Annotated in this window: 24 protein-coding genes and 1 pseudogene; 13 read left to right on the top strand and 12 right to left on the bottom strand. The window is 70.9% G+C overall.

The features are described from left to right. Nucleotides 1–4: 4 nt before the first annotated feature. Genes AB0J74_RS11045 through AB0J74_RS11025 form a run of 5 tightly spaced genes read left to right on the top strand, consistent with a single transcriptional unit; the run spans nucleotide 5 to nucleotide 5,595 of the window. Nucleotides 5–961 carry an ABC transporter permease gene (locus AB0J74_RS11045; RefSeq protein ID WP_363447001.1) on the top strand — a complete coding sequence of 319 codons (957 nt, stop codon included), beginning with the start codon at nucleotides 5–7 and terminating at the stop codon, nucleotides 959–961. Next, a complete protein-coding gene (locus AB0J74_RS11040; protein WP_363446999.1) occupies nucleotides 958–1,839 on the top strand; it encodes an ABC transporter permease in 882 nt (293 codons plus the stop codon). The genes AB0J74_RS11045 and AB0J74_RS11040 overlap by 4 nt, the downstream gene beginning before the upstream one ends. After that, a complete protein-coding gene (locus AB0J74_RS11035) occupies nucleotides 1,836–2,834 on the top strand; it encodes an ABC transporter ATP-binding protein (protein ID WP_363446998.1) in 999 nt (332 codons plus the stop codon). The genes AB0J74_RS11040 and AB0J74_RS11035 overlap by 4 nt, the downstream gene beginning before the upstream one ends. Beyond that, a complete protein-coding gene (locus tag AB0J74_RS11030; RefSeq protein WP_363446996.1) occupies nucleotides 2,831–3,811 on the top strand; it encodes an oligopeptide/dipeptide ABC transporter ATP-binding protein in 981 nt (326 codons plus the stop codon). Before AB0J74_RS11035 ends, AB0J74_RS11030 begins: the two co-directional genes overlap by 4 nt. Then, nucleotides 3,808–5,595 carry a gamma-glutamyltransferase family protein gene (locus tag AB0J74_RS11025; protein ID WP_363446994.1) on the top strand — a complete coding sequence of 596 codons (1,788 nt, stop codon included), beginning with the start codon at nucleotides 3,808–3,810 and terminating at the stop codon, nucleotides 5,593–5,595. Before AB0J74_RS11030 ends, AB0J74_RS11025 begins: the two co-directional genes overlap by 4 nt. Here AB0J74_RS11025 and AB0J74_RS11020 read toward each other — a convergent pair. Continuing rightward, nucleotides 5,592–6,263: a GntR family transcriptional regulator gene (locus AB0J74_RS11020; RefSeq protein ID WP_363446992.1), complete on the bottom strand. Its 672-nt coding sequence runs from the start codon at nucleotides 6,261–6,263 to the stop codon at nucleotides 5,592–5,594. The two genes, AB0J74_RS11025 and AB0J74_RS11020, sit on opposite strands and share 4 nt — an antisense overlap. Nucleotides 6,264–6,460: 197 nt before the next feature. Here AB0J74_RS11020 and AB0J74_RS11015 point away from each other — a divergent pair, with 197 nt between their 5' ends. From AB0J74_RS11015 to AB0J74_RS10990, 6 genes are all read left to right on the top strand, one after another. Continuing rightward, nucleotides 6,461–7,477, top strand: coding sequence for a LacI family DNA-binding transcriptional regulator (locus tag AB0J74_RS11015; RefSeq protein ID WP_363447773.1), 1,017 nt, complete (start codon nucleotides 6,461–6,463; stop codon nucleotides 7,475–7,477). An 80-nt stretch (nucleotides 7,478–7,557) separates the two neighbouring features. Beyond that, complete coding sequence (locus AB0J74_RS11010; RefSeq protein WP_363446990.1) at nucleotides 7,558–8,871, top strand: extracellular solute-binding protein; 1,314 nt, start codon at nucleotides 7,558–7,560, stop codon at nucleotides 8,869–8,871. A 54-nt stretch (nucleotides 8,872–8,925) separates the two neighbouring features. Next, the gene (locus AB0J74_RS11005; protein ID WP_363446988.1) at nucleotides 8,926–9,867 is read left to right on the top strand and encodes a sugar ABC transporter permease; all 942 of its coding nucleotides are present in this window, start codon (nucleotides 8,926–8,928) and stop codon (nucleotides 9,865–9,867) included. A 1-nt stretch (nucleotide 9,868) separates the two neighbouring features. Continuing rightward, on the top strand, nucleotides 9,869–10,768 hold the full coding sequence (locus tag AB0J74_RS11000; RefSeq protein ID WP_363446986.1) for a carbohydrate ABC transporter permease: 900 nt from the start codon (nucleotides 9,869–9,871) through the stop codon (nucleotides 10,766–10,768). Further along, nucleotides 10,765–12,987: an alpha-xylosidase gene (gene yicI, locus AB0J74_RS10995; protein ID WP_363446984.1), complete on the top strand. Its 2,223-nt coding sequence runs from the start codon at nucleotides 10,765–10,767 to the stop codon at nucleotides 12,985–12,987. Before AB0J74_RS11000 ends, yicI begins: the two co-directional genes overlap by 4 nt. Continuing rightward, on the top strand, nucleotides 12,984–14,375 hold the full coding sequence (locus tag AB0J74_RS10990; RefSeq protein ID WP_363446982.1) for a GH1 family beta-glucosidase: 1,392 nt from the start codon (nucleotides 12,984–12,986) through the stop codon (nucleotides 14,373–14,375). The genes yicI and AB0J74_RS10990 overlap by 4 nt, the downstream gene beginning before the upstream one ends. Here AB0J74_RS10990 and AB0J74_RS10985 read toward each other — a convergent pair. Both AB0J74_RS10985 and AB0J74_RS10980 read right to left on the bottom strand, forming a co-directional pair. Beyond that, nucleotides 14,370–14,835: pseudogene (locus AB0J74_RS10985) on the bottom strand (hypothetical protein). The gene AB0J74_RS10990 and the pseudogene AB0J74_RS10985 overlap by 6 nt on opposite strands. Further along, complete coding sequence (locus AB0J74_RS10980) at nucleotides 14,832–15,269, bottom strand: VOC family protein (RefSeq protein WP_363446980.1); 438 nt, start codon at nucleotides 15,267–15,269, stop codon at nucleotides 14,832–14,834. The pseudogene AB0J74_RS10985 and the gene AB0J74_RS10980 overlap by 4 nt, the downstream one beginning before the upstream one ends. A 130-nt stretch (nucleotides 15,270–15,399) precedes the next feature. On the opposite strand from AB0J74_RS10980, the gene AB0J74_RS10975 reads away from it, so the two are divergent. Then, nucleotides 15,400–15,810: a VOC family protein gene (locus AB0J74_RS10975; protein WP_363446977.1), complete on the top strand. Its 411-nt coding sequence runs from the start codon at nucleotides 15,400–15,402 to the stop codon at nucleotides 15,808–15,810. 162 nt (nucleotides 15,811–15,972) lie between these two features. Here AB0J74_RS10975 and AB0J74_RS10970 read toward each other — a convergent pair whose 3' ends face one another. Continuing rightward, nucleotides 15,973–17,253, bottom strand: a complete 1,281-nt coding sequence (locus tag AB0J74_RS10970; RefSeq protein WP_363446974.1) for a hypothetical protein — start codon at nucleotides 17,251–17,253, stop codon at nucleotides 15,973–15,975. A 374-nt stretch (nucleotides 17,254–17,627) separates the two neighbouring features. On the opposite strand from AB0J74_RS10970, the gene AB0J74_RS10965 reads away from it, so the two are divergent. Continuing rightward, the gene (locus AB0J74_RS10965; protein ID WP_363446973.1) at nucleotides 17,628–18,560 is read left to right on the top strand and encodes a methyltransferase domain-containing protein; all 933 of its coding nucleotides are present in this window, start codon (nucleotides 17,628–17,630) and stop codon (nucleotides 18,558–18,560) included. Here the strand turns inward: AB0J74_RS10965 and AB0J74_RS10960 are convergent, their stop codons facing one another. The 8 genes from AB0J74_RS10960 to AB0J74_RS10925 form a co-directional block, all read right to left on the bottom strand. Continuing rightward, nucleotides 18,561–18,947: a VOC family protein gene (locus AB0J74_RS10960; protein ID WP_363446971.1), complete on the bottom strand. Its 387-nt coding sequence runs from the start codon at nucleotides 18,945–18,947 to the stop codon at nucleotides 18,561–18,563. Nucleotides 18,948–18,950: 3 nt separating this feature from the next. Then, the gene (locus AB0J74_RS10955) at nucleotides 18,951–19,964 is read right to left on the bottom strand and encodes a bile acid:sodium symporter (RefSeq protein WP_363446969.1); all 1,014 of its coding nucleotides are present in this window, start codon (nucleotides 19,962–19,964) and stop codon (nucleotides 18,951–18,953) included. 124 nt (nucleotides 19,965–20,088) lie between these two features. Then, nucleotides 20,089–20,526 (bottom strand): MerR family transcriptional regulator, encoded by a 438-nt coding sequence (locus tag AB0J74_RS10950; protein ID WP_363446967.1) that lies wholly within the window; start codon nucleotides 20,524–20,526, stop codon nucleotides 20,089–20,091. Continuing rightward, nucleotides 20,523–20,846 (bottom strand): hypothetical protein, encoded by a 324-nt coding sequence (locus tag AB0J74_RS10945; RefSeq protein WP_363446965.1) that lies wholly within the window; start codon nucleotides 20,844–20,846, stop codon nucleotides 20,523–20,525. The genes AB0J74_RS10950 and AB0J74_RS10945 overlap by 4 nt, the downstream gene beginning before the upstream one ends. A 41-nt stretch (nucleotides 20,847–20,887) precedes the next feature. Continuing rightward, entirely contained in the window at nucleotides 20,888–21,403 is a 516-nt protein-coding gene (locus AB0J74_RS10940; RefSeq protein WP_363446963.1) for a hypothetical protein, read from the bottom strand. Between the two features lie 131 nt (nucleotides 21,404–21,534). Next, nucleotides 21,535–21,978, bottom strand: a complete 444-nt coding sequence (locus AB0J74_RS10935; RefSeq protein WP_363446960.1) for a DUF3291 domain-containing protein — start codon at nucleotides 21,976–21,978, stop codon at nucleotides 21,535–21,537. A 21-nt stretch (nucleotides 21,979–21,999) separates the two neighbouring features. Beyond that, nucleotides 22,000–22,611: a helix-turn-helix domain-containing protein gene (locus AB0J74_RS10930; protein ID WP_363446958.1), complete on the bottom strand. Its 612-nt coding sequence runs from the start codon at nucleotides 22,609–22,611 to the stop codon at nucleotides 22,000–22,002. Nucleotides 22,612–22,629: 18 nt separating this feature from the next. Next, on the bottom strand, nucleotides 22,630–24,654 hold the full coding sequence (locus tag AB0J74_RS10925) for a TPM domain-containing protein (RefSeq protein ID WP_363447771.1): 2,025 nt from the start codon (nucleotides 24,652–24,654) through the stop codon (nucleotides 22,630–22,632). Nucleotides 24,655–24,676: the final 22 nt, after the last annotated feature.

The raw sequence follows: 24,676 nt of genomic DNA, 5'->3' as shown, positions 1-24,676 counted from the left end.
TCCCGTGGCCCGGTACCTACTGACCCGCGCGTGGCACTCGGCGTTGACCCTGGTGTTGGCGTCGGTGGTGGTCTTCATCGGAATCCGTGCCCTTCCGGGTGACCCCGCGCTCGCGCTGGCCGGAGAAGACCGCTCGCCCGCGGCACTGGCGGCCATTCGCGCGGAGTACGGACTGGACCGTCCGGTGACAGTCCAGTTCGGACACTTCGTGGAACGCGCCGTGCGGGGCGACTTCGGCAGCTCGATCCGCACCGGCATACCGGTATCGGACATGATCCGGACGGCCCTGCCGGTGACGGTCGAGCTGTCCGTCCTGGCCATCCTGATCGCCGCGCTGCTGGGCATCGGCGCCGGGGTGGTCGCGGCCGTGCGCCGCGGCCGCCCGGCCGAGTGGGCGGCCAACGCGCTGGCCCTGATCGGGCTGTCGGTGCCGCACTTCTGGCTCGGCCTGCTCGCGATCCTGTATCTCTCGGTCGCGACGGGACTGTTTCCCGCTTCCGGTTTCGTCCCGCTCCTGGAGGACCCGGTGGGCAACCTGCACCACGTCATCCTGCCCGCCGTGATCCTCGGGACCGGTCTGGCGGCGATCATCATGCGGCAGACCCGGTCCGCGATGCTCGACTCGCTCTCCGCGGACTACGTGCGGACGGCGAAGGCCAAGGGCCTCTCGCCGCGGGCCGTGATCGGGCGGCACGCCCTGCGCAACAGCCTGATCGTGGTGGTGACGATCGTCGGCCTCCAACTCGGCGGCCTCATCTCCGGCGCGGTCGTGACCGAGTCGATCTTCGGCCTGCCCGGCTTCGGCAAGATGACGATCGACGCGGTGTTCCAACGGGACTATCCGGTGATCCAGGCGGTGGTCCTGTTGACCGCCACGGCGTACATCGTGATCAACTTTCTGGTCGATCTGCTCTATTCGCTCATCGACCCGCGCATCCGGGTGGCGGGTGAGGTGGCATGACCGTCGTCACCGTTCCGATGGTCGAGAGCCCGGCCGGCCTCACCCGGCGCACGCGGGTTTTCCGGCGGCTGCGCCGCAACCCCCTGGCCATCATCAGCTTCGTGGTGCTGCTGGTCGCGGTGCTGGCCGCCGTGCTCGCGCCGTGGATCGCGCCACATTCGGTGGAGGAGACCGACTTCGGGTCGATCTTCGCGTCCCCGGGGACGCCCGGGCACCTGCTCGGCACCGACGATCTGGGCCGCGACGTGTTGTCCCGCATCATCTTCGGCGTCCGGGCGTCGCTCGAGGTCGGTCTGCTCGCGGTTTTCACCGCGCTGGTCGTCGGCGTGCCGCTGGGTCTGGCCGCGGGCTACTTCCGGGCGGTGGACGCCGTGATCGGCCGGTTCACCGACCTGCTGCTGGCGTTCCCGTTCCTCATCCTCGCCGTGGGGTTGGCCGCCATCCGCGGCGCGAGCCTGGGCAACGCGGCCGTGGCGATCGGCATCGCGCAGATTCCGGGGGTGATCCGAGTCATCCGCTCGGACACCCTGCGCCTGAAATCGCTGGACTTCGTCGCCGCGGCGGTGGTCGACGGTGCGAGCGACCTGTGGGTCCTCACTCGACATATCCTGCCCAACGCCACCTCGGTGATCCTGGTGCAGGCCACCGTGACACTGCCGGTGGCGATTCTTGGTGAGGCGGTGCTCTCCTTCCTCGGCCTGGGCATCCAGCCACCCTCGCCCAGCCTGGGCACGATGCTGGCCACGGCTCAGCAGTTCGCGGCCAAGGCACCGTGGGCGGCGACGTTCCCGGGCGTCGCCATCATGATCCTGGCGCTGGCCTTCAACGTGTTCGGCGACGCCCTGCGCGACGCCCTCGACCCGAAGGGCGACCGATGACGGCCGCGATTCTCGAGGTCGACGATCTCTCGGTCTCCTTCGTCACCGAGAGCGGCACCGTCTCGGCGGTCGACCACGTGAGTCTCGACCTGGCCGCCGGCGAGATCGTGGGGGTGGTCGGCGAGTCCGGGTGCGGCAAGAGCGTCACGGCGATGAGCCTCGCCGGCCTGCTGCCCGGCAGTGCCCGCGTCTCCGGTTCGGTCCGGCTGCGTGGCACCGAACTCGTCGGTGCCCGGGAAACCGACCTGCGGCGAGTACGCGGCAAGGAGATCGCCTACATCTTCCAGGAGCCGATGACCTCGCTCAACCCGGTGCTCACCGTCGGCCGGCAGATCGTCGAGGTGCTCGAGGTGCACGAGCGGCTGTCCCGCAAGCGGGCCAAGGCGCGGGCGGTCGAGTTGCTGTCGCTGGTCGGCATCCCGTCCCCGGCGCGGCGGGTCGACAACTATCCGCACCAACTATCCGGCGGCATGCGGCAACGCGTGATGATCGCGATGGCCGTGGCCTGCAACCCGACGGTGCTGGTCGCCGACGAGCCGACGACCGCGCTCGACGTCACCGTGCAGGCCGGCATTCTCGAGGTGCTGCGCGACCTGCGCGACCGGCTCGGCACCAGCATCCTGATCATCACGCATGACCTGGGCGTGATCGCCGACGTCGCCGACCGGGTGGTCGTCATGTACGCCGGACGCGTCGTCGAGCGGGCGCCGGTGACCGACCTGTTCGCCCACCCGCACCACCACTACACCAACGGGCTGCTCAACGCGTCCCCCGTGCCCGGCCGGCACGCCGGCGGCGACCGGTTGCAGGAGATCCCCGGCCTCGTGCCGGTCCTCGCGACCCAGCCGGACGCGTGCACGTTCGCCGACCGGTGTCCGGCGGCCGACGACACGTGCCGCGGCGAAGCGCCACGGCTGGCGAGCGTCGGCGGGTCCGGCCACCTCGCCGCGTGCTGGCATCCGGTAACAGCGCGGCAACAGGAGGCGACGCGATGACCGACGCGCTCGAACTCGAAGACCTGACGATGCACTTCGGGCCGGTCCGCGCCGTCGACGGCGTGTCATTGACCATCCCGCGCGGCGGCGTCACCGCCCTGGTCGGCGAGAGCGGATCCGGGAAGTCGACGGTAGGCCGGTGCGTCGTGCGGCTGCTCAAGCCGACCAGTGGCGTCGTGAAGATCGGCGGCGTCGACGTCACCCGGCTGACCCGGCGCCAGTTGCGGCCGCACCGCGGCCAGGTGTCCATCGTCTTCCAGGACCCGGCCGGCTCGCTCGACCCGCGGATGCTGGTCGGCGACGTGGTGGGCGAACCGTTGCGGCTGGCCGGCGAGCGGATCTCCCGGCGCGAGCGGCAGCAGCGGGTGGCGGCCGAACTCGGCCGGGTCGGTCTGCGCGAGGAGGTTGCCCGCCGCTACCCGCACGAACTCTCCGGCGGCCAGCGGCAGCGGGTCAGCATCGCCCGGGCCCTGATCTCCTCGCCGTCGCTGCTCATCGCCGACGAGCCGACCAGCGCGCTCGACGTGTCGGTGCAGGCGTCGGTGCTCAACCTGCTCGCCGACCTGCAGCGCGACATCGGGTTCGCCTGCCTGTTCATCACCCACAACCTGTCGGCGGTGGAATACCTCGCCGACCAGATCGCGGTCATGTATCTCGGCCAGTTGGTGGAGAAGGGGTCGCGCGAGCAGATTTTCGCGCGTCCGGCCCACCCCTACACCCAGGCCCTGCTGGCGGCCGCGCCGGTCGCCGATCCGGTGCGGCAACGGGCCCGGGAGCCGATCCTGCTCGGCGACGACCTGCCATCGGCGCTCGACCCGCCGTCGGGCTGCCGGTTCCGCACCCGGTGCCCGCTCGCGTTCGACCGGTGCGTGACCGAGGTGCCGCCGCATGTCAAGATCGGTGATGGAGAGGCGGCGTGTCACCTCGTGCGGGCGGACGGCACCCGCCCGGACGTACGCGCGGGAGCTGCCACATGACGTTCACCACCAGGCCGACGTTGCAGGGCACGTTCGGGATGGTGTCGTCGACGCACTGGCTGGCCAGCCAGTCGGCGATGGGCATGCTCGAGCGCGGCGGAAACGCGTTCGACGCGGCGGTCACCGCCGGCTTCGTGCTGCACGTGGTGGAGCCGCACCTCAACGGGCCCGGCGGCGAGGTGCCCGGCATTGTGGCGACCGCGGCCGACCCACGCCCGAGGGTGCTGTGCGGGCAGGGTCCGGCCCCCGCGGGTGCCACCATCGCGCACTTCCGGTCGCTCGGGATGGACCTGGTCCCCGGCTCCGGCCCGCTGGCGGCGACGGTGCCGGGCGCCGTCGACGCGTGGCTGTTGCTGTTGCGCGACCACGGCACGCTGTCGCTGCGGGAGGTGCTGACACCCGCCATCGGGTACGCGAACGCGGGCCACCCGCTGATCGGCCGCGCCGGCGCGACCGTGGCGGCCGTCCGGTCGCTCTTCGAGCAGCACTGGCCCACGTCGGCCGATCTCTGGCTGCGGCAGGGCGAGCCGCCGGCCCCCGGCGCGCTGTTCGCCAACCCGGCCTACGGCGGCACGCTGGAACGCCTGGTGCGCGCGGCCGAGGCCGCCGGGTCCGACCGGGAGGCCCAGATCGAGGCCGCCCGGCAGGCCTGGCGGGAGGGGTTCGTCGCCGAGGCGATCGACCGCTTCTCCCGCCGGCCGTTCCGGGACTCCAGCGGCGAGGCGCACGCCGGCCTGATCACCGGCGCCGACCTGGCCGGCTACGCGGCCACCTGGGAGGAGCCGGTCACGCTCGACTGGAACGGTTACAGCGTCGCCAAGACCGGCCCCTGGGGCCAGGGACCCGTGCTGCTCCAGACGCTGTCGATCCTCGACGCGCTCGGCGACGCGACGGTCTACGACCCGTCGACCGCCCGCGGCATCCACGCCGGGTCCGAGGCGCTCAAGCTGGCCTTCGCCGATCGCGAGGCCTGGTACGGCGACACCGGCGACGTGCCCGTGAAGGCGTTGCTGTCGCCCGGGTACGCGGGGGAGCGGGCGGCCCTGATCGGCGACAGGGCCGCCACTGCTCTGCGACCCGGCCGGCCCAACGGCGCCGAGCCCCGGCTTCCGGAGTTCGTCAAGCGGGGCCGCCATGGCGACCGTGCCCCCGACCCGACGACCGGCGAACCGACGGTCAGCAGGGACGGCGTGACCCGGGGCGACACCTGCCATGTCGACGTCGTCGACCGCTGGGGCAACATGATCTCGGCGACGCCCAGCGGGGGCTGGCTGCAGAGTTCGCCCACCATCCCCGAGTTGGGCTTCCCGCTCGGCAGCCGCCTGCAGATGTTCTGGCTGGAGGAGGGACTGCCCGCTTCGCTCGCGCCGGGCCGGCGACCGCGCACGACGCTCAGCCCGACCCTGGTGCACCGGGCCGGTCAGCCCGTGCTGGCCTGCGGCACGCCCGGCGGTGACCAGCAGGACCAGTGGCAGTTGCTGTTCCTGCTCCGCCACCTGGCCGGCGGCCGGCCCATCCAGGAGGCCATCGACGCGCCCATGTGGCACACCACCAGCTTCCCGTCGTCGTTCCATCCCCGCGAGACCGAGCCCGGCGTCCTGGTGCTGGAAGACCGGCTGGACCCGGCGGTCGTCGACGAACTGAGTGCGCTCGGCCATCGCGTGCGGCTGTCGGACCCGTGGAGCCTCGGCCGGATGTGCGCGGTGTCCCGAGACCCGGCCTCCGGGGTGCTCGCCGCGGGCGCCAACCCGCGCGGCATGCAGGGCTACGCCGTGGGCCGTTAGGGCAGTCTGCTTTCCGTGTTCTCGTGGGCGGCCACGGAGGCGGCGCCCAGGTGGGAGAGGGCCACCATCTCGGCCAGGTCGCCATCACCGGCCTCGATGGCGTCGACCAGCTTGACGTGCTCGTCGGCCGAGTGCGGGGCCCGCTCCTTGGCGGTCATCCGGAAGACCCACTGCACGTGCAGGTAGAGCGCCTTGGCGATGGAGGCCAGCCAGGGGTTGCCGCTGATCTCCAGGATCTGCAGGTGCAGGGCGCTGTTCAACTCGGCGACCCGGCGCAGGTCCTGCTGCTCGGTCGCCAGCCGGGCCCGCTCGACCAGCGCCCGCAGGGTCGTCACGTCGCCCGGCGCCGCCCGCTCGGCCGCGAGCCGGGCGGCCAGCGGTTCGAGGCGCTCGCGTACGGCGAAGATGTCGTCGATCGTGGCACTGCTCGGCGACGCGACCACGGCGCCCCGCCGGGGCAGGATCACCACGAATCCCTCCGCCTCGGCGACGCGCAACGCCTCGCGGACCGGGTTGCGGGAAACGCCGAAGTCTTCCGCCAACCGGTCCTCGGTCAGTCGCTCGCCGGGGGGATAGTCGCCGCTGATGATCCCCTTCCGGAGAGCATCCAGCACCTGGTCGCGGAGCGGCAGGTGCTGAGCGCCGATCTTGCCCGGGTCCGTATCCACCCAGCCACCCTTCGCGACGAAGCCTGACGGAACTGTATACGAAGAACAATCACAGCTGGATGTTGCGTCTCGACATCGGCTATTGACGTCGCCGTAACACGTGTCCTACCGTTCGTCGAACCGGTTAGTCGAAACGCTTCGACAATCCGATCGGGAGCGATCCCACTGCTGGCCAAAGGAGGTGCGCGGTGGCCACCATGCATGACGTCGCCCGCCTCGCCCGGGTCTCGGTCAGCACGGTGTCCTACGTGCTGACCGGCACCCGCCCGATCTCCGCGGCCACCCGCGCCAAGGTCCTCGCGGCCATGGCCGAGCTCGACTACCAGCCCAACGCGATGGCCCGCGGCCTGGCCACCCGGCGCAGCCGGATCGTCGGCCTGCTGATGCCGATGGACGAGCGCGGGCTGGGCGCCACCGAGACCGCGTTCGTGACGGGCGCGGCGGCCGCGGCCAGCGCCGCCGGCTACCACCTGGTGCTGTCCCCGGTCGGCGCCGCCGACCTCGACGACCTGCGCCGGCTGGCGACCCAGCGGATGCTCGACGGGGTCGTGCTGATGGAGGTGCAGGTCGAAGACGGCCGGGTCGCCGCCCTCCAGGAGGCCGGCGTGCCGGTGGTGCTGATCGGCCGCACCGGCGACACCACCGGCCTGCCGTTCGTCGACATCGACTTCGACCAGACCGTCCGCGCCGCCGTCGACCACGTGGTCGGGCTCGGCCACCGCCGGATCGTCTACGTCAACCACTCGGCGGCCGCGCTCGCGACCGGCTACGGGCCGGCCGTGCGCACCCGCGACTCGTTCGTCGCGGCGATGGCCGGGCACGGCCTGGAGCCGTTGATGATCCCGGCCGAAGACAGCGCGGCCGGCGGCCGGGCCGCGCTGAGCGCCGCCATCGAGGTGGCGCCCGACCTGACCGCCGTGCTCGCCATGAACGAGAACGCCATCTTCGGCATCCTGGCCGAGCTGGCCGTCCGGGGTCGCGTCGTCCCGGACGACGTCTCGGTCGTCTCGATGGTGACCTCGCCGCAGGTGGCCGAGTTGGCCCACCCGGCGCTGACCGCGATGACCTCGCCCGGCGCCGCGCTCGGCCGCATCGCGGTGGAGGCGCTGCTGCGCCAGTTGGACGGCGCCGGTGGCGACCTGCACCAGCAACTGCTGCCGTGCGTCCTGGAAATACGCGGCTCGACGTGCCCGACCGGCCCGCCGGGCAGCTGACATGCAGAAAGCCCGCCGCCGCGCTGGCACGCGACGACGGGCAGGTAAGTACCGGCTCGATACTCATCAGGAGGATAGCAATGGGGCGATTCCGCAAGCTGGGCGTCGCTGTCGCGCTGGCGGCGATAGCCGCGACCACCGTGACCGCGTGCGGCAGCGGCGACGAGGGCGGCGGTGGCGACGGCAGCGACGCCAAGGTTCTCAAGCTCTGGCACTACGAGAGCGCGAACAGCGCGATGGGCATCGCCTGGGACAAGGCGATCGACATCTTCAAGACCGAGCACCCGGGCGTCGAGGTCCAGTTCGAGCGCAAGGCGTTCGAGCAGATCCAGCAGAACGCCGGCATGATCCTCAACTCCACCGAGGGTCCGGACATCATGGAATACAACAAGGGCAACGCCACCGCCGGGCTGCTCTCGTCGCAGGGCCTGCTGACCGACCTGACCGAGGAGACGCAGAAGCGCGGCTGGGACAAGAAGCTCAGCCCGAGCCTGCAGACCACCGCCCGCTACAGCGACAAGGGCGTGATGGGCGAGGGCAACTGGTTCGGCGTGCCGAACTACGGCGAGTACGTGATGGTCTATTACAACAAGGACCTGTTCGACAAGAACGGCGTCGCCGTGCCGACCACCTACGACGAGTTCACCAAGGCGATGGACACGTTCGTGGCCAAGGGCATCACGCCGCTGGCCGAGGCCGGTGCCGAATACCCGGCCGGCCAGCTCTTCTACCAGCTCGCGCTGGCCAAGGCCGACCGCTCGTTCGTCGACAACTACCAGCTCTACAAGAACCCGGTCGACTTCAAGGCCGACCCGCTCAAGGCCGGCGCGCAGACCTTCGCCGACTACGTGGCCAAGGGCTACGTCGCCAAGGACTCGGCCAGCCTCAAGGCCGAGGACATGGGCACCGCGTTCATCTCCGGCAAGGCGCCGATGATCGTCTCCGGCAGCTGGTGGTACGGCCGGTTCAAGGACGAGGCCAAGTTCAACTGGGACTCGTTCCTGTTCCCCGGCAACAAGCTCAACGCGGGCTCGTCCGGCAACCTCTGGGTGGTGCCGACCAGCAGCAAGGCCAAGAGCTTGGCGTACGACTTCATCGACATCACGATGCGGCCGGAGATCCAGGCCCTGATCGGCAACAACGGCGGTGTCCCGGTCGCGGCCGACGCCTCGCAGATCAGTGACCCCAAGGACAAGAAGCTGATCGAGAACTTCAACACGATCAGCCAGCAGGACGGTCTGGCGTTCTACCCGGACTGGCCGGTGCCCGGCTACTACGACGTGCTGGTGTCCGGCTTCCAGAGCCTGATCAACGGCTCGAAGACGCCCGACCAGGTGCTCGACGCGATCGCCAAGCCGTATGACGACGGCGTCAAGGAGATCACCGGTAAGTAGAACGGCGAGGGGTGGGCGCGCCCGGCGCGCCCACCCCGCCGGGAAGGATCTCCCATGGCACTGACCGAGACGAAGCCGACCAGGCCACGGCGCAAGCGCCGCGGCGGTGGCGGCGCCGGATACTGGCTCTACCTGGTGCCCGGCGCGGTGCTCTTCATCCTCGTCATCGGCGCGCCGCTGGCCGGCACGCTCTACCTCTCGCTGACCAAGTGGTCCGGCGTCGGTGACCCCACGTTCATCGGTTTCGACAACTACACGCGCCTGTTCCAGGACGAGGTGTTCTGGACGTCGTTCAAGAACACCGTCGCGATGATCGTGGCGATGGTGGTCGTGCCGACGCTGCTCGGGCTGGTCCTGGCCGCCGTGCTCTTCGACGTCATCGGCCGCAGGTTCAAGCCACGCACCGCCGCCGCGCTGCGGGCCGCGTTCTACCTGCCGCAGGTGCTGCCGGTCGTGGTGGCCGGCATCGTCTGGGGCTGGATCCTGCGCCCGGACGGCGCGTTCAACAGCCTGCTCGACGGGATAGGTCTCGGCGCGCTGCGGCACGACTGGCTCGGCGACCCCAACACCGCCCTGCCCAGCGTCATGGCGGTGATGATCTGGGTGCAGATCGGCTACCCGATCGTCGTGTTCATGGCCGCCCTGCAACGGGTCGACCCGGAACTCTACGAGGCCGCCGAGGTCGACGGCGCCAACTGGTGGCACCGGTTCCGGTCGATCACCCTGGCCCAGATCCGACCGGAGACCTTCGTGGTCGCGCTGACCTGCACCATCGCCGCGCTCAAGGTGTTCGGCCCGGTGTTCGCGCTGACCCGCGGCGGCCCGGAGAACGCGACCAACGTCCCGTCCTACTTCGCCTACTTCACGTTCTTCAAGAAGCTCCAGGTCGGCTACGGCTCAGCCATCTCGACCGTGCTCACCCTGATCATCGTCGTGGTGGCCGCGGTGTTCATCTGGCTGCAGTACCGCAGCGAGCGCCAGGACCGGGAGGTCTGAGATGGCCACAACGCTCGCACCGGCGCCCGCGCCGGCCCCGGCCAAGCCGGCCCGGCGCCGCAGGACCCGCGACCGGCACCACCGCGGCGCGAGCCGCTGGGTGGTGCTCGCCCTGGTCACGCTGGCCGCGCTCGTCATGCTCGTGCCGTTCGTGTTCATGCTGCTCAACGCGTTCAAGTCACCCGGCGACTACTCGAACGGCGGTCCGCTGAGCTGGCCTTCGGAGTTCTACACGAAGGGCCTGTCGACCTACTGGACCACGGTCAACTTCCCGCTGAAGTTCTGGAACTCGTTCCTCATCGCCGGCTCGGTCGCGGTGCTCGGCGTGGCCGTCTCCGTGCTCAACGCGTACGCCCTCGGCATCGGCCGGGTTCGTGGTCGGCTCTGGATCGTCGGCCTGTTCCTGCTGGCCAACATGCTTCCGCAGGAAGCGCTGATCTACCCGCTCTACTACATCTCGAAGCAGATCGGGCTCTACAACACCCAGCTCTCGGTGATCATCATCTTCACCGTGATCCAGAGCGCGTTCGGCACCTACCTGCTCGCGTCGGTCATGGGCACGTTCCCCCGCTCGGTGCTGGAGGCGGCCGCGCTCGACGGCGCGGGCAAGTGGACGGTGCTACGCCGGGTGGTCTTCCCCAACCTGCGGCCGACGCTGATCGTGCTGCTGATCTTCTTCTTCATCTGGACCTGGAACGAGTTCCTGATCCCGCTGGTCATGCTCATCGACAACAGCACACAGACCATCCCGGTCGCGCTGGCCTCGTTGCAGGGCGACCGGCTGATGGACGCCCCGACCACCAACGCGGGCGCGCTGATCAGCCTGGTGCCGGCGATCCTCTTCTTCATCATCTTCCAGCGCACGTTTTCGCGCGGCATCACAGCAGGAGCCGAGAAGTGAAGTTCACCGACGGGTACTGGCAACTGCGACCCGGGGTCAGCGTCCTGCGCCCGGGTGCGGTCGAGTCGGTCGAGCTCGACGAGCGCGGTTTCACCGTCTTCGCACCCACCGGCCGGGTCACCAGCCGGGGCGACACCCTCAACCGGCCCGTGGTCACCGCCCGGTTCTTCTCGCCGGCCGACGGCGTCATCGGCGTCACCATCGCCCACCACCTCGGCGGCGTGCCTCGCACGCCCGCGTTCGCGCTGGCCGCCGGCGACGACCACCCGGTCACCGTCGACGTCACCGGCCTGTCGGCCACGCTGACCGCCGGCGAGCTGACGGCCCGGGTCGCGCTCGTCGACGGCTGGCGGGTCGAGTTCCTGCACGGCGACCGGGTGCTCACCTCGTCGACCGAGCGCAGCGTCGGCCTGGTCACCGACGCCGAGGGCCGGTCGTTCGTGCACGACCGGCTGGCGCTCGGCGTCGGCGAGACGGTCTACGGGCTGGGTGAGCGGTTCGGCGCGTTCGTCAAGAACGGCCAGACCGTCGACATCTGGAACGCCGACGGGGGTACGGCCAGCGAACAGGCCTACAAGAACGTCCCGTTCTACCTGAGCAGCGCCGGCTACGGCGTCTTCGTCGACCACCCCGAGCACGTCTCCTTCGAGATCGGGTCGGAGGTGGTGTCGCAGGCCCAGTTCAGTGTCGAGGGCCAGTCGCTGACCTACTACCTCGTCGACGGCCCGACCCCGAAAGACGTGCTGCGCCGCTACACCGCCCTGACCGGCCGGCCGGCCCGGGTGCCCGCCTGGTCCTACGGTCTGTGGCTGTCGACCTCCTTCACCACGTCGTACGACGAGAAGACCGTCAACGAGTTCATCGACGGGATGGCCGAACGCGACCTGCCGCTGTCGGTCTTCCACTTCGACTGCTTCTGGATGCGGCAGTTCCACTGGGTCGACTTCGTGTGGGACCCGGCGACGTTCCCCGATCCCGAGGGGATGCTGCGCCGCCTGCACGAGCGCGGCCTGAAGGTGTGCGTCTGGATCAACCCGTACATCGCCCAGCGGTCCTATCTGTTCGAGGAGGGGCGCCGCAACGGCTACCTGGTGACCCGGCCGGACGGTTCGGTCTGGCAGTGGGACAAGTGGCAGGCCGGCATGGCGCTGGTCGACTTCACCAACCCGGACGCCGTCGCCTGGTATACGAGCAAGCTCAAGGTGCTGCTCGACATGGGCGTCGACTGCTTCAAGACCGACTTCGGCGAGCGGATTCCGACCGACGTGGTCTGGCACGACGGCTCCGATCCGCAGCGGATGCACAACTACTACGCCCAGCTCTACAACCGTGCCGTCTTCGAGCTGCTCGAGGCTTCGCGCGGGGTCGGGGAGGCGGTCGTCTTCGCCCGGTCCGCGACCGCCGGCGGCCAGCAGTTCCCGGTGCACTGGGGTGGCGACTGCGAGTCGACGTTCGCCTCGATGGCCGAGTCGCTGCGCGGCGGGCTGTCGCTGGCCGCGTCCGGCTTCGGCTACTGGAGCCACGACATCGGCGGCTTCGAGGGCACCCCCGACCCGGCCGTGTTCAAGCGGTGGGTCGCCTTCGGGCTGCTCTCGTCGCACTCGCGGTTACACGGCTCCGGCTCCTACCGCGTCCCGTGGGCGTTCGACAGCGAGGCGGTCGACGTGCTGCGCCATTTCACCAAGCTCAAGCTGCGCCTGATGCCCTATCTGGCGGCGGCCGCCGACGAGGCGCACCGCGACGGCGTGCCGATGATGCGGCCGATGGTGCTGGAGTTCCCCGACGATCCGACCGCGGCCTACCTCGACCGGCAATACATGCTCGGCTCCGACGTGCTGGTGGCGCCGGTGATGAGCGCCGACGGCGAGGTGACGTTCTACGTGCCGGCCGGCACCTGGACCCACCTGGTGACCGGCGAGCGGCTGACCGGCCCGGCCTGGGTGACGCAGAAGCACGAGTTCGACAGCGTGCCGGTGCTGGCCCGGCCCGGCGCGGTGATCCCGTTCGGCGACCGCGACGACCGGCCCGACTACGAGTGGGCCGACGGCGTGCGGCTGCGGCTCTTCGCACCGGCGCAGGGGCAGCGGACCCGGGTGCGGGTGCCGTCACCCGGGGACGGGCCCGGCGCCGTTTTCGAGGTACGTTACGACGACGGTTCGGCCACCGCGGAACTCGTCGCAGGATCGTCTTCGGGTTATCAGGTTGAGGTGGGACAGTGAGCGATTTTCCGGAGAGCTTCGTCTGGGGTTCGGCGACGGCTTCCTACCAGATCGAGGGTGCGGCCACCGAGGACGGCCGGGGACCGTCCATTTGGGACACCTTCAGCCACACTCCCGGGCGCACCCTGAACGGCGACACCGGTGACGTGGCCGCCGACCACTACCACCGCTGGCGGGAAGACCTCGACCACATCGCGGCCCTGAGCCTGCACGCCTACCGGTTCTCCATCGCCTGGCCCCGGGTGCGGCCGACCGGCGGCGGGCCGTTCAACCAGGCCGGGATCGACTTCTATTCGCGGCTCGTCGACGGCCTGCTGGAGCGCGGCATCCGGCCGGTGGCGACCATGTACCACTGGGACCTGCCGCAGGAGCTGGAAGACGCGGGCGGCTGGACGGCGCGCGACACCGCGCTGCGCTTCCAGGAATACGCGGCCGGCATCGTCGAGGCTCTCGGCGACCGGGTGCACACCTGGACCACGCTCAACGAGCCGTGGTGCTCGGCCTACCTGGGCTACGCCTCCGGCGTGCACGCGCCGGGCCGCACCGAGCCCGCGGCGGCGCTGGCCGCCGTCCACCACCTCAACCTGGCGCACGGCCTGGCCGGCCAGGTGGTGCGCGAGGTGGCGCCGGCCGCGGAACTCTCGGTGACGCTCAACCTGCACGTCATCCGACCGGCCTCCGACTCGGCGGAAGACCGCGACGCGGTGCGGCGGATCGACGCGCTGGCCAACCGGGCGTTCCTCGGCCCGATGCTCGACGGCGCCTACCCGGCCGACCTGCTGGCCGACACCGCGGCCGTCACCGACTGGTCGTTCGTCCGCGACGGCGACGAGAAGCTGATCGCGGTGCCGCTCGACGTGCTCGGGGTCAACTACTACTCGAGCACGCTGGTGCGGGCCTGGGACGGCGTCTCGCCTCGGGCCAACGCCGACGGACACGGCCAGTCCGCGGCGTCGCCGTGGGTCGCCGCGGGCGGGGTCGACTTCCTGCCGCAGCCGGGCCCCTACACGGCGATGGGCTGGAACATCGACCCCGACGCGCTGACCGAGCTCCTGCTGCGGCTCCGCGACGAATACCCGCGCCAGCCGCTGATGATCACCGAGAACGGCGCCGCGTTCGACGACGTGGTCTCGCCCGACGGCACGATCCAGGACGACCGGCGGATCGACTACCTTCGCCGGCACATCGCCGCCGTGGCAACCGCCCGGGCGCAGGGTGCCGACGTGCGGGGCTATTTCCTGTGGTCGCTGCTCGACAACTTCGAGTGGGGCTACGGCTACGACCGCCGCTTCGGCATCATCCGCGTCGACTACGACACGCAGGTGCGCACCTGGAAGCAGAGCGCCCACTGGTACCAGCGGCTCGCGGCGACCGGTCAGCTCTCATAGCGGGGTGACGGGCTGGCGGAGGGTGGTGCGCAGCTTCGCCGGCCCGGTCCGCCGCGGATCGCCCAGATAGATCTCGTGGTGCGGGCCGTTGAAGGTCAGCCCGCGCTTCCACCATGGCCGGCGTGATCCACTCGGGCTGGGTGATCATCATGGTCCATGCCCAGTCGTCCTTGGCCCGGGTGACGAACGTGGCCGGGTCGTCGGCCGACCACAGCCCCTCCAGCGGCGCGACCACGTAGTCGCGGTCGAGCTCTCGCTTGCTGGCGAACTTCAGCGCGTAGGACACCGAGAACAGGGTGGTCACGGCGTCGGCGTACGCGCCGCTGGTGTTGGGGTCGCCGGTGCCGTCGACCATCAGGAACGGCAACTCCGGGACGTCGACCAGGTGGAACCTGCCCGCACGCGGCGCGTAGAGATCCTTGCGGTCGCGCTTGATGTCCGACTTTCCCGCCACGGTCAGAGCTCCTCGGCCAGCCCGACCACGATGCCCTCCGGGCCGCGGACGTAGCAGAGCCGGAAGATGTCCTCGTAGCGCGTCACCTCGCCGACGAGTTCGGCGCCGTGTGCCCGCAGGCGGGCGACCACATCGTCGATGTCGTCGACGGCGAACATGACGCGCCGGATGCCCAACGTGTTGGCGGGGGCATCCGTGGGGTCGTTGCGGATCGCCTTCGGTGCGTGGAACATCGCGAGCTCGATGCGGCCGTGGCCGTCGGGCGTCCGGAGCATCGCGACGTCCTGCCGCACGTCGGAGATCCCGATGACACTCTCCACCCACGGCCCCTCGACCGGTTGCCTGCCCTCCAGTTCCATGCCGAGTTCGACGAAGAACGCGATCACCGCGTCAAGGTCGTCGACAACGATGAGCACGTTGTCCATCCGCCGGATCGTCATGCCGTATCTCCTCGAAGTCGTGCCGGGCCGTCACTCATGAGACGGAGCCGTCGGGCCGTTCTCGACATCATGTCGGTGGGTCGGGCTAGCGTCCGACGTGACACGGTCACTGCGTCCAGGGAGCCCGACGATGACGTCCCGACTCAACCCCTACCTCACGTTCAACGGCAACGCCCGCGAGGCGATGGAGTTCTACCAGTCCGTCTTCGGCGGCGAGCTGCGGATCAACACGTTCGGCGAGTTCGGCTCGACCGACGCCGCGATCGCCGACAAGGTGATGCACGCGATGCTCACGACCGAGCAGGGTTACGTGCTGATGGCCTCCGACCTCGCGCCCGGCATGTCACACGAACCGGGCAACACCATCACCTGCAGCCTCAGCGGCGACCCGGGCGACGGCCTCGAAGAGGCGTGGCAGAAGCTGTCCGCCGGCGGCACCGTCAGCATGCCGTTCGAAAAGCAGATGTGGGGCGACGTCTACGGCATGTGCGTCGACAAGTTCGGCACACCGTGGATGGTCGACGTAGCCCAGCCGCAATGACGAGACCGGGCCGGGGGATCACCCCGGCCCGGCTCGGTTTCCGTCAGAGCTTGGCGCACTGCCCGGGCTTCGGGCCGCTCACCGTGTGGAAACCGCAATCGTTCGAACCCCGAGTGGTGGCAGCGGGCGCTGAGATGGCGTGGCCGGCGTCGGTGATCGCGTTCAGCGTTGGCGGCGCGTGCGTCTGTTGATGGTGCGCCACAGGAGCCAGCCGGCAGCGATGACGGCGACGCCGGCGACGATGTTGAGCGCCAGGGGCCAGGGACCGCCGCGCTGGGGGCGGCCGGCGTCGCGGGCCGCCAGGTCCGGGAGCAGGCCGGTGGCGAGGTGCAGGTCGAAGACCTGGCACGGCTGCGTGTGTAGTTCGCAGCTGTTTCCAGCGTCGAACAAGGACAGTGTGCGGCGGGTGCCGGTGTCGCGCCGCACCTCGACGATCGCCACGTTGCCGGCGGGCTCCATGGTCGCGACGATCACCGTCTGCGGCGTACGCCAGCCGAGCATGCGAACGACGTCCTTGACCGGGACCGCTGGTGCGCCGCCGCCGTCGGTGACCGGCACGAAGGCCAGGTCCCCGTTCTTCCACAGGAACACGCCATGGCCGGTCTCGCCGGCATTCGAACCGTCGAACGGGCCGTCGGAGGCCCATGGCACCGTGGCGAGGAACTGGCCGTCGGGCGACCAGCCCACGTCGGCGGCGAGTTCCCGGCCGGCCGCGATGTCGACGGTGGCCGCCGCGCGTCCATCGATGTCGACGAGGTGCGCGGTCTGTCCAACCTGGACGGCGAGACGGCGGCTGTCCGGTGCGAACGCGGCCGTCCACACCGCAGTCAGGGCGGGCACCGTGGTGCTGCGCCCGGTGGACAGGTCGAGGATGCGCAGTGTGCCGCTCCGGGCGATCTCGGCGTCGACGACGTTGACGCTCCCGAATTCGCCGGAGTCGGTCACGGGAGCGGCGCTGTAGGCGACATAGCGGCCGTCCGGCGACCAGGCCAGCAGGCGGACGCCGACCGGCGCGCCCAGCGGGATCGACCGCCGCTCGCCGGTGGCGAGATCGACGAGGACCAGGTCGCCGGTCGCTCCGCGGTCGTCGCCGAGCAACACCCTGGTGCCGTCGGGGGCGAGCAGCGCGGACGGGCGGTCGCGCTGCTGCATCGCGTCGACCCGCCGGTAGGTGTTGCGGTCGGCGCCGACGACCAGCGGCTGGAACATGTTGAACGTCTCGCCGCTGCCGTAGCCGTACAAGGCGATGGCCCGCCCTGGCGGAGAGGTCGTGACGCTGCCCGTGAACATCGAGTAGCCGGCAAGGGAGCCGGGCAGGCTCGGACCGGTCGTCGGGTCGCCGGATCGGACCGGAAAGGGGACCCCGGAAAGGGCCAGGAGCAGCGCGGCCACCGCGCCCAGCGCCGCGGCACCAAGCCGCCGGCGCCGGGTCGAGCGGCCCACGACAGCGGCATCGGGATCGCCAGGTGGCGTCAAAACGCCAGGCACCGTCGCTGACACTTCTCTCATGCTGGTCCGCATCGATGGCCCAATGGGGGCTGAAAGCTATCACGATCTTGCGGTCCGGGCCAGGTCAGAAGGCGGCGGTCCGGAAACGGCGTCAGCATGGCGCGGGCCGGCAGGAGCCGCGGCGACGTGGGAACGGCCGCGCACTGGCCACCTCCGACTGCCTCCGCCAGCTCTCGCGACATAAGTCCGCCCAGCGGCAAAGGCAGCGAAATAGAGCGATTCAGACGGTAATTTCCTAGACTGTCCAAGGCGCTGGCCGCTCCACCGCCGCGCCGTTGCGGGGGGCATCAGGGGAAGGAAGAAAGCCGATGGCTCCACGAAAGCCGGTGGCTGGGCCCCCGGCGGTGGCCACGGCGCGCGACCGGCGCGACCATTACCGCGAGAACATGCGGGCCGGGTTCGACGCCCTGGTCGAGCTTTACTACACCTACTGGGGCGAATACTTCCACCTGGCCGTGTTCGAGCCGGGCGACGACCCGGTCGACCTGGACGCCGCCTACGAGCGCACCCATGAGCGCTACTTCGAGGCGATCGGGGGCCCTGGGGTGCGGCGGATCCTCGACCTGGCCTGTGGCGGCGGCGCGCTTTCGGCCTGGCTGGCCGACCGCACGACCGCGGACGTCGTCGGCCTCGACCAGTCGAAGAGTCAACTCGCGCATGCCCGCCGATGGCTCGCCGACGAGCGACGACCGAACCTGCGTTTCGTACAGCATGACGTGATGGGTCTTGACGACCTTGCCGAGGCACCCTTCGACGCGGCGGTCTGTCTGGATGCCGCCTGCTACCTGCCCGACCGGCGGGAGGCCCTGCGCGGGTTGGCCGGGCGAATGCGCCCGGGCGGCCGGGTGCTGCTCGTCGACTGGTGCCGCGCCGAGCGCACCACGAAGATGCAGCGCGAACTGATCCTCGATCCACTGTGTCGCTACTGGGCGATCGCCGATCTGGAAACCGCCGAAGGCTATCGGCGGTCGTTCGATGCCGCCGGCTTTCGCATCCGCCAACTCGACGACCTGTCGGAGCGGGTGATGCCCAACTGGGAGCGTGGTTACCAGGCCGCGCTGCGCGCCCTGGCCGAGCCGGTCAAACTCGGCCAGCTCCTGCGCCTCGCCGCCGTCACCGCCACCCACGGCAGCGTGGCCGTCCAGGCGGCAAAAGACCAGTTCCAGGTCGCGCTGCTCGCCAAGGCGGCCGGCGAGTCCGGGCTGCTGCGCTACGTGTCGGTGCTCGCCGAGAAGATCTGATCATCTGGGGTCGCGCCGCAGCGGGTGGTCGGCGGGGACCTCGACGATGACGATACGCACGCCGTCCGGGTCTTCGATCGACATCTCGATCAGGCCCCACGGCTCGGTCCGGGGTTCACGCGTGACGGTCACCCCGGCCGCCACCAGACGGTCGTGTTCGGCCCGGATGTCGCGTACCTGCAGCCAGATCTGAAGGGGTCCGGCCGGCTCGTTCTGCGCGTTGCCGGACACCTCCAGCAGTCCGTGGCCGAGGAAGAAGACCAGCCCTGGGTGTTGCGGCGGCCCGAACTCGCGGTAGACGGCGAGCCCGAGAACGTCTCGGTAGAAGCGTTGGCTGCGCTCGCGATCGGCCGGGCGGAGCAGGATGCGGCTGCTGAGGATCTCCATGCGTCAAACATGCCGTCCCGTGGGCCTGGTCGGCGGCTCGTTCCGCCCGTGTCGAATCAATCGTGGTACCAACCGCACGTAGGCGACCATGCCGAGCACCTCGACCAACGTCTGGGTGACGACGACGGCCGCGGCGATCGCGAGCCGGTCCGGAAGAGCCAGAGCCAGCGGGAGTACGACCAGCGAGTTGCGGGTCGCACCGGTGAACACGACGGCCCGCGCCGGTGCGACGTCGAGCCGGAAGAGCCGGGCGACGCCCCACCCGGCGAACGGCATCACCACCAGGAAAGCCACGTAGAACGGCACCACGTCGAACACGTCGCCCAGGTCGTCGCCGAGCGCGGGGATCTGCGAGGCGACGACCACGAACAGGGTGGCGGCCATCAGCGGCACCATCGCGGTGCCGATCGCCGACGTGACCGCCGTTCCGGCCCGGTGCCGCCCGGCCCATGCCTGGGTCGCCCACGCGAGGGCGAGCGGGATGACGATGAGTACGAGAAATGCTCGTACGAACGGCCCTATCTCGACGATGTCGGCCGTTTCACGCCCGAGGAACAGGAACAGGAAGAACGGCAGCAGGAGGATCTGGGCGATCAGCAGCACCGGGGTGGCGGCGAGCAGCCGTCGATTGCTGCCGCCGGCGAGACCGCTGAAGACGATCACGTAGTCGACGCACGGGGTCAGCAGGACCAGCAGCACGCCGAGCCGGACCGCCTGGTCGGCGGGCAGGAACGCGAACATGGCGGCGACCTCGAGCGGCACCACGACGAAGTTGACGACCAGGGTCGCCGCGACGAAGCGGCCGTCGCGCAGCGAGCGCGCGAGGTCTTTCGCCGGCACCTGGAGGAAGGTCACGTAGAGCAGGGCGCCCAGCACCGGGCTGATCGCATGTTCGAGCCCGGGGCCGGCGCCGGGAGCGGCCGAACCGACGACAGCGCCCGCGAGGATCGCGCCCAGGTAGACGGCGACCTGGTGCCGGTCCATGCCGGCGAGCACGCTCCGCGACCGCTGCCCCACGCACAACCCACTTTCACCCCCGCTGCCCGAGCACCATCATGATCTGGCGGCGTGTCCCGGTCCTGGCCGGGTACGCCGCGGTTGCCCGGTAAGGCGCCGGCGAGCGGGCTCGCGGGTCGCGCCGTCAGGGTGAAGTTCCGGCCGGGTGGTTGAGGTCGGCGAAGGGGAGCGGGCAGTCGGCGCAGGTGCAGTTCGTGAGACTGTCGCACTCCGCGGCGACGACCGCGCTGAGCGCGCCGCGCATCGCCGTCAGGTCCGCGATCTTCGAGTCGATCTCGACGATCTTGTCCGAAGCGCGCCGGCGCAGGCTCTTTGAGGGGTGCCGGCGCCGCCCGGCTTCGACGAGCTCGGCGACCTCGTCGAGCGTGAAGCCGAGGCGTTGGGCGGCCTTGATCACGCCAAGCAGCGCGACGGTGTCCGCCGGGTAGATCCGGTGGCCGCCGATGCTCCGGGCCGGTCGGGCGAGCAGCCCGCGGCGTTCGTAGTAACGCAAGGTCTGGATGTTGACCCCGGCCCGCTCGGCTACCTCGCCGGTGCGCAGCCCGGGGCGCTCGGTCGTCATGCCGCCCGCCGCGCCAGGGCCGCCAGGACGTCGGTGTAGGCGGCCGGCACGGTGATGTCCAGCGTCAGCGCTTCGCCGTCCGGCGCCGGTTGCGGCGTGACCGTGAAGGAGAAGAAGGAGCAGCATTCCGACTCGCGCGCGGTTAGGTCGCGCACCGTCTCCACCAGGCCGGCCGGGCCCGCCAACGTCATCCGCACGTGCTCGGCGCCGACCTGCTCCACCCGCCGCACCGCGCTCGCGAACAGGTCGTCGAACTCGGCCAGCCGCAACGGCTGTTGCACGGTGGGCAACGTGCAGGCCTCGGGAACCTCGAAATCCATCACCCTTCGACGGTAAACCTGTACCTAGGTACAGGATGCAACTAACCTCGTCCACCGCCGCGAAGACCGCGCACGATCTCGGTCCACGAGTCGACGCGGGTGACCGAAGGCAGGTGTGCCCGGAACGGCTCGACCTCGGCGTCGTCAGCCCGAAACAGGTAGCGGTGCGGCACGGTCGTCATCTGCGAGAGCACCTCGAGGCGGTCGTCGACGAAATGCGCCAGCCCGAGCCGCGCGGCGATCGGCGCCTTGCCCTCCCGGGTGCGGCAGAAATGGACCCGGTCGACCGTGATGCCGGTGCGTTCGAAGAACCGGTGCCGCGCCATCCACTCCAGCGTCCGGGCCTCCATCGCTTCACCGCAGCGCGAAACGACGTGGACGCGGTCGCCGAAACGCTCCCGCGACAGCGCCGCCAGCGCATCGATCGCCCCCGGCATCTCAGGGCGTTCGAGGTAGGTGGACCGGAACACCGGGCTGTTCTCGTCGCGGTGGGTCAGCATGACGAGCACACCGCCGACGTCGACGCCGAGCGCCTCGTAATCCGGATGCGCGGCCACCGCGTCAGGTCACGACCGTCATACCGGACAATGTATTCTCCAGGCCGTCGGACAACAATCTCTCTGATTACTGTGGAATGTCCGCGAGCGGGCGCACCGGTGCTCGGCGCCGACGTGGGGCGGATCGCCTTCTAGGGGGACGGGTAGGGCTCGCGCAGGGTGAACGCCTCCGGCGACGGGCCCTTGCGGCGCAACAGGTCGAGCCGGTCGGCGGCCTCCTCGATGGTCGGCAGGGTGCCGGCGGGAATCCACCACAGCACCAGGTAGGCCTCGTCTGCGGGCAGGAACCAGTCGCGCCGCCGGCGCATCGGCTCGAGGTGGGCGGTGCGGTAGACGAAACCGCGCAACGCGTCGACCGAGTGCCACACGGTCAGGTTGACGATGACGTCGGGCTCGAACGGCCGCAGCGCGGTCGCGTCGCCGGACTCGTCCTGCAGGCGCCAGACGTAGCCGGGAGAGCGCTCGGCCAGGCCGTTGATCTCGGGTAGCCGGGCGACGAAGTCGGCGAGTTCGGGGCTGTCGATCGGGGCCCGCAGCCGGGCGATGTTGAGCTGCGCGAGGTGCTGATCGGCCATGCGTCGAGCGTACGCTCTATGTCAACGCTTTTTGGTTTTAGAATCGATGGCGACGCAGCAGCCGGTCGGGCCCGGGTCGAGCCGCACGTCCCGATCGCTCGCGAGGCCCTCGATCAGGGCCAGGTTCAGCCCGCAGACCAGGCCCGGATACGCGTGAGCGAGCGCGTCGAACGGGCAGTTGCGCAACCGGATCGTCCGATCAGGAGCCTCGAACGGCTCGTAGCCCAGTTCGGCCAGTCGGGGAATCAGTGCGCCGTCGACGAGTTTCGTTCCCCGCTCGCGCGCGGCCGCGTAGGCCGCGGGCTCGACGCCGGCCCGCTCGACCGCACTGGCCAGCACGTCGGCGACGAGCCGATAGTCCCGCGGCGGCAGCGTCACCGCGTGCTCGGCGGGCGAGCGACGGTAGAGCTTGGCCGGCCGGCCCGCGCCCGGTCCGCCGCTGCGCGGCGCGTTCGAGGTCACCAGCAGCCCGGCCTCGGCCAGCTTGTCGAGATGGAACGCCGCCAGGGTGCGGCCGATCTCGACCGCCTCGGCCACCTCGTTGCGGCTCACCGGCTCCGGTTGGGCGACGACGAAGTCATAGACCGCACGGCGTACGGGCTCCCGCAGCGCACCGATTGCCTCCAGCGACATGCACCGACGCTACCGCGCTCAGAACCGGCCGCCTCCGCCGCGCCGGCCGCCGCCGAAGCCGCCACCGCCGGAGCGGCGGCCCCGGCTGACGCTGCCGCCGAACCCGCCACCCCAGCCGGTGTTGTAGCGGCGCCGGTAGCGGGAGCCCCCGCCGCCGGCGAGGATGCCGCCGAGCATCGCGCCCAGGAGCATGTCCCCGCCGCCACCGCTCCGGCCGTAGCGCGGTTGCCCCCAGTAGCCGGGCTGCCAGGAGTCGACCTCGGGGTAGGCGGCCTGGCACGCGTCGCTGGCCAGCCTGCTCGCCTCCTGGACGGCGGACAGCGCGGCGAGCGGGTCGTCGGCCGCCAGCGCCTCGGCGCGGGCGAGTTGCCGGTGTGCCTCCGAAAGCATGCCGCGCGGCTGCATGCCGACCGCGGCACGGCGGGTGGTCAGGTATTGATCGGCCGCGGCGACCTCGGCGCGGGCCACCGGCAGGGTCTGGGTCAGCTGCGCACGGGCCCGGGCGACCCGTTCGGACTGTTCCCGCGACGCCGCCAGCGCGCGGTCGAGTCCGGCGTCGGCGTCCTGCAGCCGGCGCAGGTCGGCCAGCGGATCGCTCTGCCCGCCCAGGCCCGCCCGCACCTGGGCCGCCGCCGCGGCGCCGGCCTCGGCCGCCGCCGCCAGGGCACCGTCCGGGTCCTGCGGCGCGGCGCGGGCGGCGGTGACCTCCCCGTCGATCTCGACGAGCAGCGCGTCCGCGGCGGCGCGCGCGTTGGCGAGGTCGCTGCCGGCCTTGTCGACCGAGTCCAGCAGGGTTCCCGCCTGGCGCAGGGCCTCCTCGGCGGCGCGCACGGCCAGGGCGGCCTCGGGCCGTCGACCGGCGGTGACCGCGGCGTCGGCGCGGGCGAGCGCGGTGGTCGCGAAGCCGATCCGTTCCCGCGCCTGGGCCGGGTTGGCGGCGACGGTCGCGATCGCCGAACGGGCGTACCGGCCGCCGAGGTCGGCGACCGCGGACTCCGCGGCGGGAAGCCGGGCCTGCAGCGCCGTCGCGCGCTGGCCCAGGGCGACCGACAGCTCGGGCGCCTTGGCCTCGATCGCGCGGAGCCGGTCGAAGTTGTCGGACTCGGCGTCGAGCCGCTTGTCGGCCTCTTCGCAGCGGCGGATGATCTCGCCAAGCGTGGCCCGGGTCGCGGCCTCGTCGCCGGCCTGCTCGTCGAGGGTCATCCGCAGGCGGAAGGCCTCGGCCACCTCGGTGCGGGCGTTGTCGTACGCGGCGGTGAACTGGGCGGTGGCCTCGGCGCCGTACTGGCCCTGCGCGATCGCGAGTTCCTGCTCGCTGGAGCGAAGCTCGTTGTCGAGCTCGATCAGCAGGGTATTGGCCCGCTCCTGCAGCTGGACGGTCGTCGGGCCGGTCGGTTGGTCCTGCCCGTTCGCGGCCGGCCGGCGGCGGCGCCGATACATCGTGTAGGCACCGATGCCGACGACCACGACCACCGCTGCCGCCAACACGCCGACGAGCACGCCGACGCCACCGCCGGAGTCGGTGTCGGGCTGGCCGGGCTGGATCGCGGGCGCCGGGATCGGCTGGCCGGCCAGGGCGGCGGCGTAGCCGTTGGACGCACCGACGACCGCGCCGGCCCAGTCGTTCTGGGCCAGCGGGGGTTCGATCGCGACGGCCGCGACGTCGGCGAGCTGCGCGTTGGTGAGGGGGAAGTTCTGGGGGAAGGAGTACGCGTACACCCGGTCATGGGTGGCCACCGAGAGCAGCGCGTCGCGGTCACCGAGCCCGCTGCGCGCGGCCGTGGCGTCGGTCCACTGTTGCGCGGTGTCGCCACTGAACGTGTGCACGAAGACCACGAACAGCTGGAGTCCGGTGCTGGCCTGCAGCCGCTGCAGCGACGCGTTCGCCTCGCCGGCCCGCGACCCGAGCACGCCGGCGCGGTCGGTCAGCTGCTGGTTGAGCCGGAACGGATCGTCGGCCCGCGCCGGCGTGGCCGGCAGGAGCGTGAACACGGCCAGCATCAGCGAGGTCAGGGCGGCGGCGGCCCGCCGCGGGCGTGGCATGGGCACCCGGCCAGGCTAATCC

The sequence above is a fragment of the Asanoa sp. NPDC049573 genome (genome assembly GCF_040676615.1).
Lineage (GTDB): Bacteria > Actinomycetota > Actinomycetes > Mycobacteriales > Micromonosporaceae > Asanoa.
Note: the sequence above shows the minus strand (reverse complement) of the source record. Positions and strands in the feature narration are given on the sequence as shown.

Bases quoted from the DNA above. Each gene is read 5' to 3' on its own strand.
- AB0J74_RS10930 (WP_363446958.1), bottom strand. From the start codon at position 22,611: ATGTCGCTGGAGGCAATCGGTGCGCTGCGGGAGCCCGTACGCCGTGCG.
- AB0J74_RS10965 (WP_363446973.1), top strand. From the start codon at position 17,628: ATGGCTCCACGAAAGCCGGTGGCTGGGCCCCCGGCGGTGGCCACGGCG.
- AB0J74_RS11040 (WP_363446999.1), top strand. From the start codon at position 958: ATGACCGTCGTCACCGTTCCGATGGTCGAGAGCCCGGCCGGCCTCACC.
- AB0J74_RS11015 (WP_363447773.1), top strand. From the start codon at position 6,461: ATGCATGACGTCGCCCGCCTCGCCCGGGTCTCGGTCAGCACGGTGTCC.
- AB0J74_RS10950 (WP_363446967.1), bottom strand. From the start codon at position 20,526: ATGACGACCGAGCGCCCCGGGCTGCGCACCGGCGAGGTAGCCGAGCGG.
- AB0J74_RS10945 (WP_363446965.1), bottom strand. From the start codon at position 20,846: ATGGATTTCGAGGTTCCCGAGGCCTGCACGTTGCCCACCGTGCAACAG.
- AB0J74_RS10960 (WP_363446971.1), bottom strand. From the start codon at position 18,947: ATGGAGATCCTCAGCAGCCGCATCCTGCTCCGCCCGGCCGATCGCGAG.
- AB0J74_RS11035 (WP_363446998.1), top strand. From the start codon at position 1,836: ATGACGGCCGCGATTCTCGAGGTCGACGATCTCTCGGTCTCCTTCGTC.
- AB0J74_RS10935 (WP_363446960.1), bottom strand. From the start codon at position 21,978: ATGGCCGATCAGCACCTCGCGCAGCTCAACATCGCCCGGCTGCGGGCC.
- AB0J74_RS10925 (WP_363447771.1), bottom strand. From the start codon at position 24,654: ATGCCACGCCCGCGGCGGGCCGCCGCCGCCCTGACCTCGCTGATGCTG.
- AB0J74_RS11030 (WP_363446996.1), top strand. From the start codon at position 2,831: ATGACCGACGCGCTCGAACTCGAAGACCTGACGATGCACTTCGGGCCG.
- AB0J74_RS11000 (WP_363446986.1), top strand. From the start codon at position 9,869: ATGGCCACAACGCTCGCACCGGCGCCCGCGCCGGCCCCGGCCAAGCCG.
- AB0J74_RS10980 (WP_363446980.1), bottom strand. From the start codon at position 15,269: ATGACGATCCGGCGGATGGACAACGTGCTCATCGTTGTCGACGACCTT.
- AB0J74_RS11025 (WP_363446994.1), top strand. From the start codon at position 3,808: ATGACGTTCACCACCAGGCCGACGTTGCAGGGCACGTTCGGGATGGTG.
- AB0J74_RS10975 (WP_363446977.1), top strand. From the start codon at position 15,400: ATGACGTCCCGACTCAACCCCTACCTCACGTTCAACGGCAACGCCCGC.
- AB0J74_RS11005 (WP_363446988.1), top strand. From the start codon at position 8,926: ATGGCACTGACCGAGACGAAGCCGACCAGGCCACGGCGCAAGCGCCGC.
- AB0J74_RS11010 (WP_363446990.1), top strand. From the start codon at position 7,558: ATGGGGCGATTCCGCAAGCTGGGCGTCGCTGTCGCGCTGGCGGCGATA.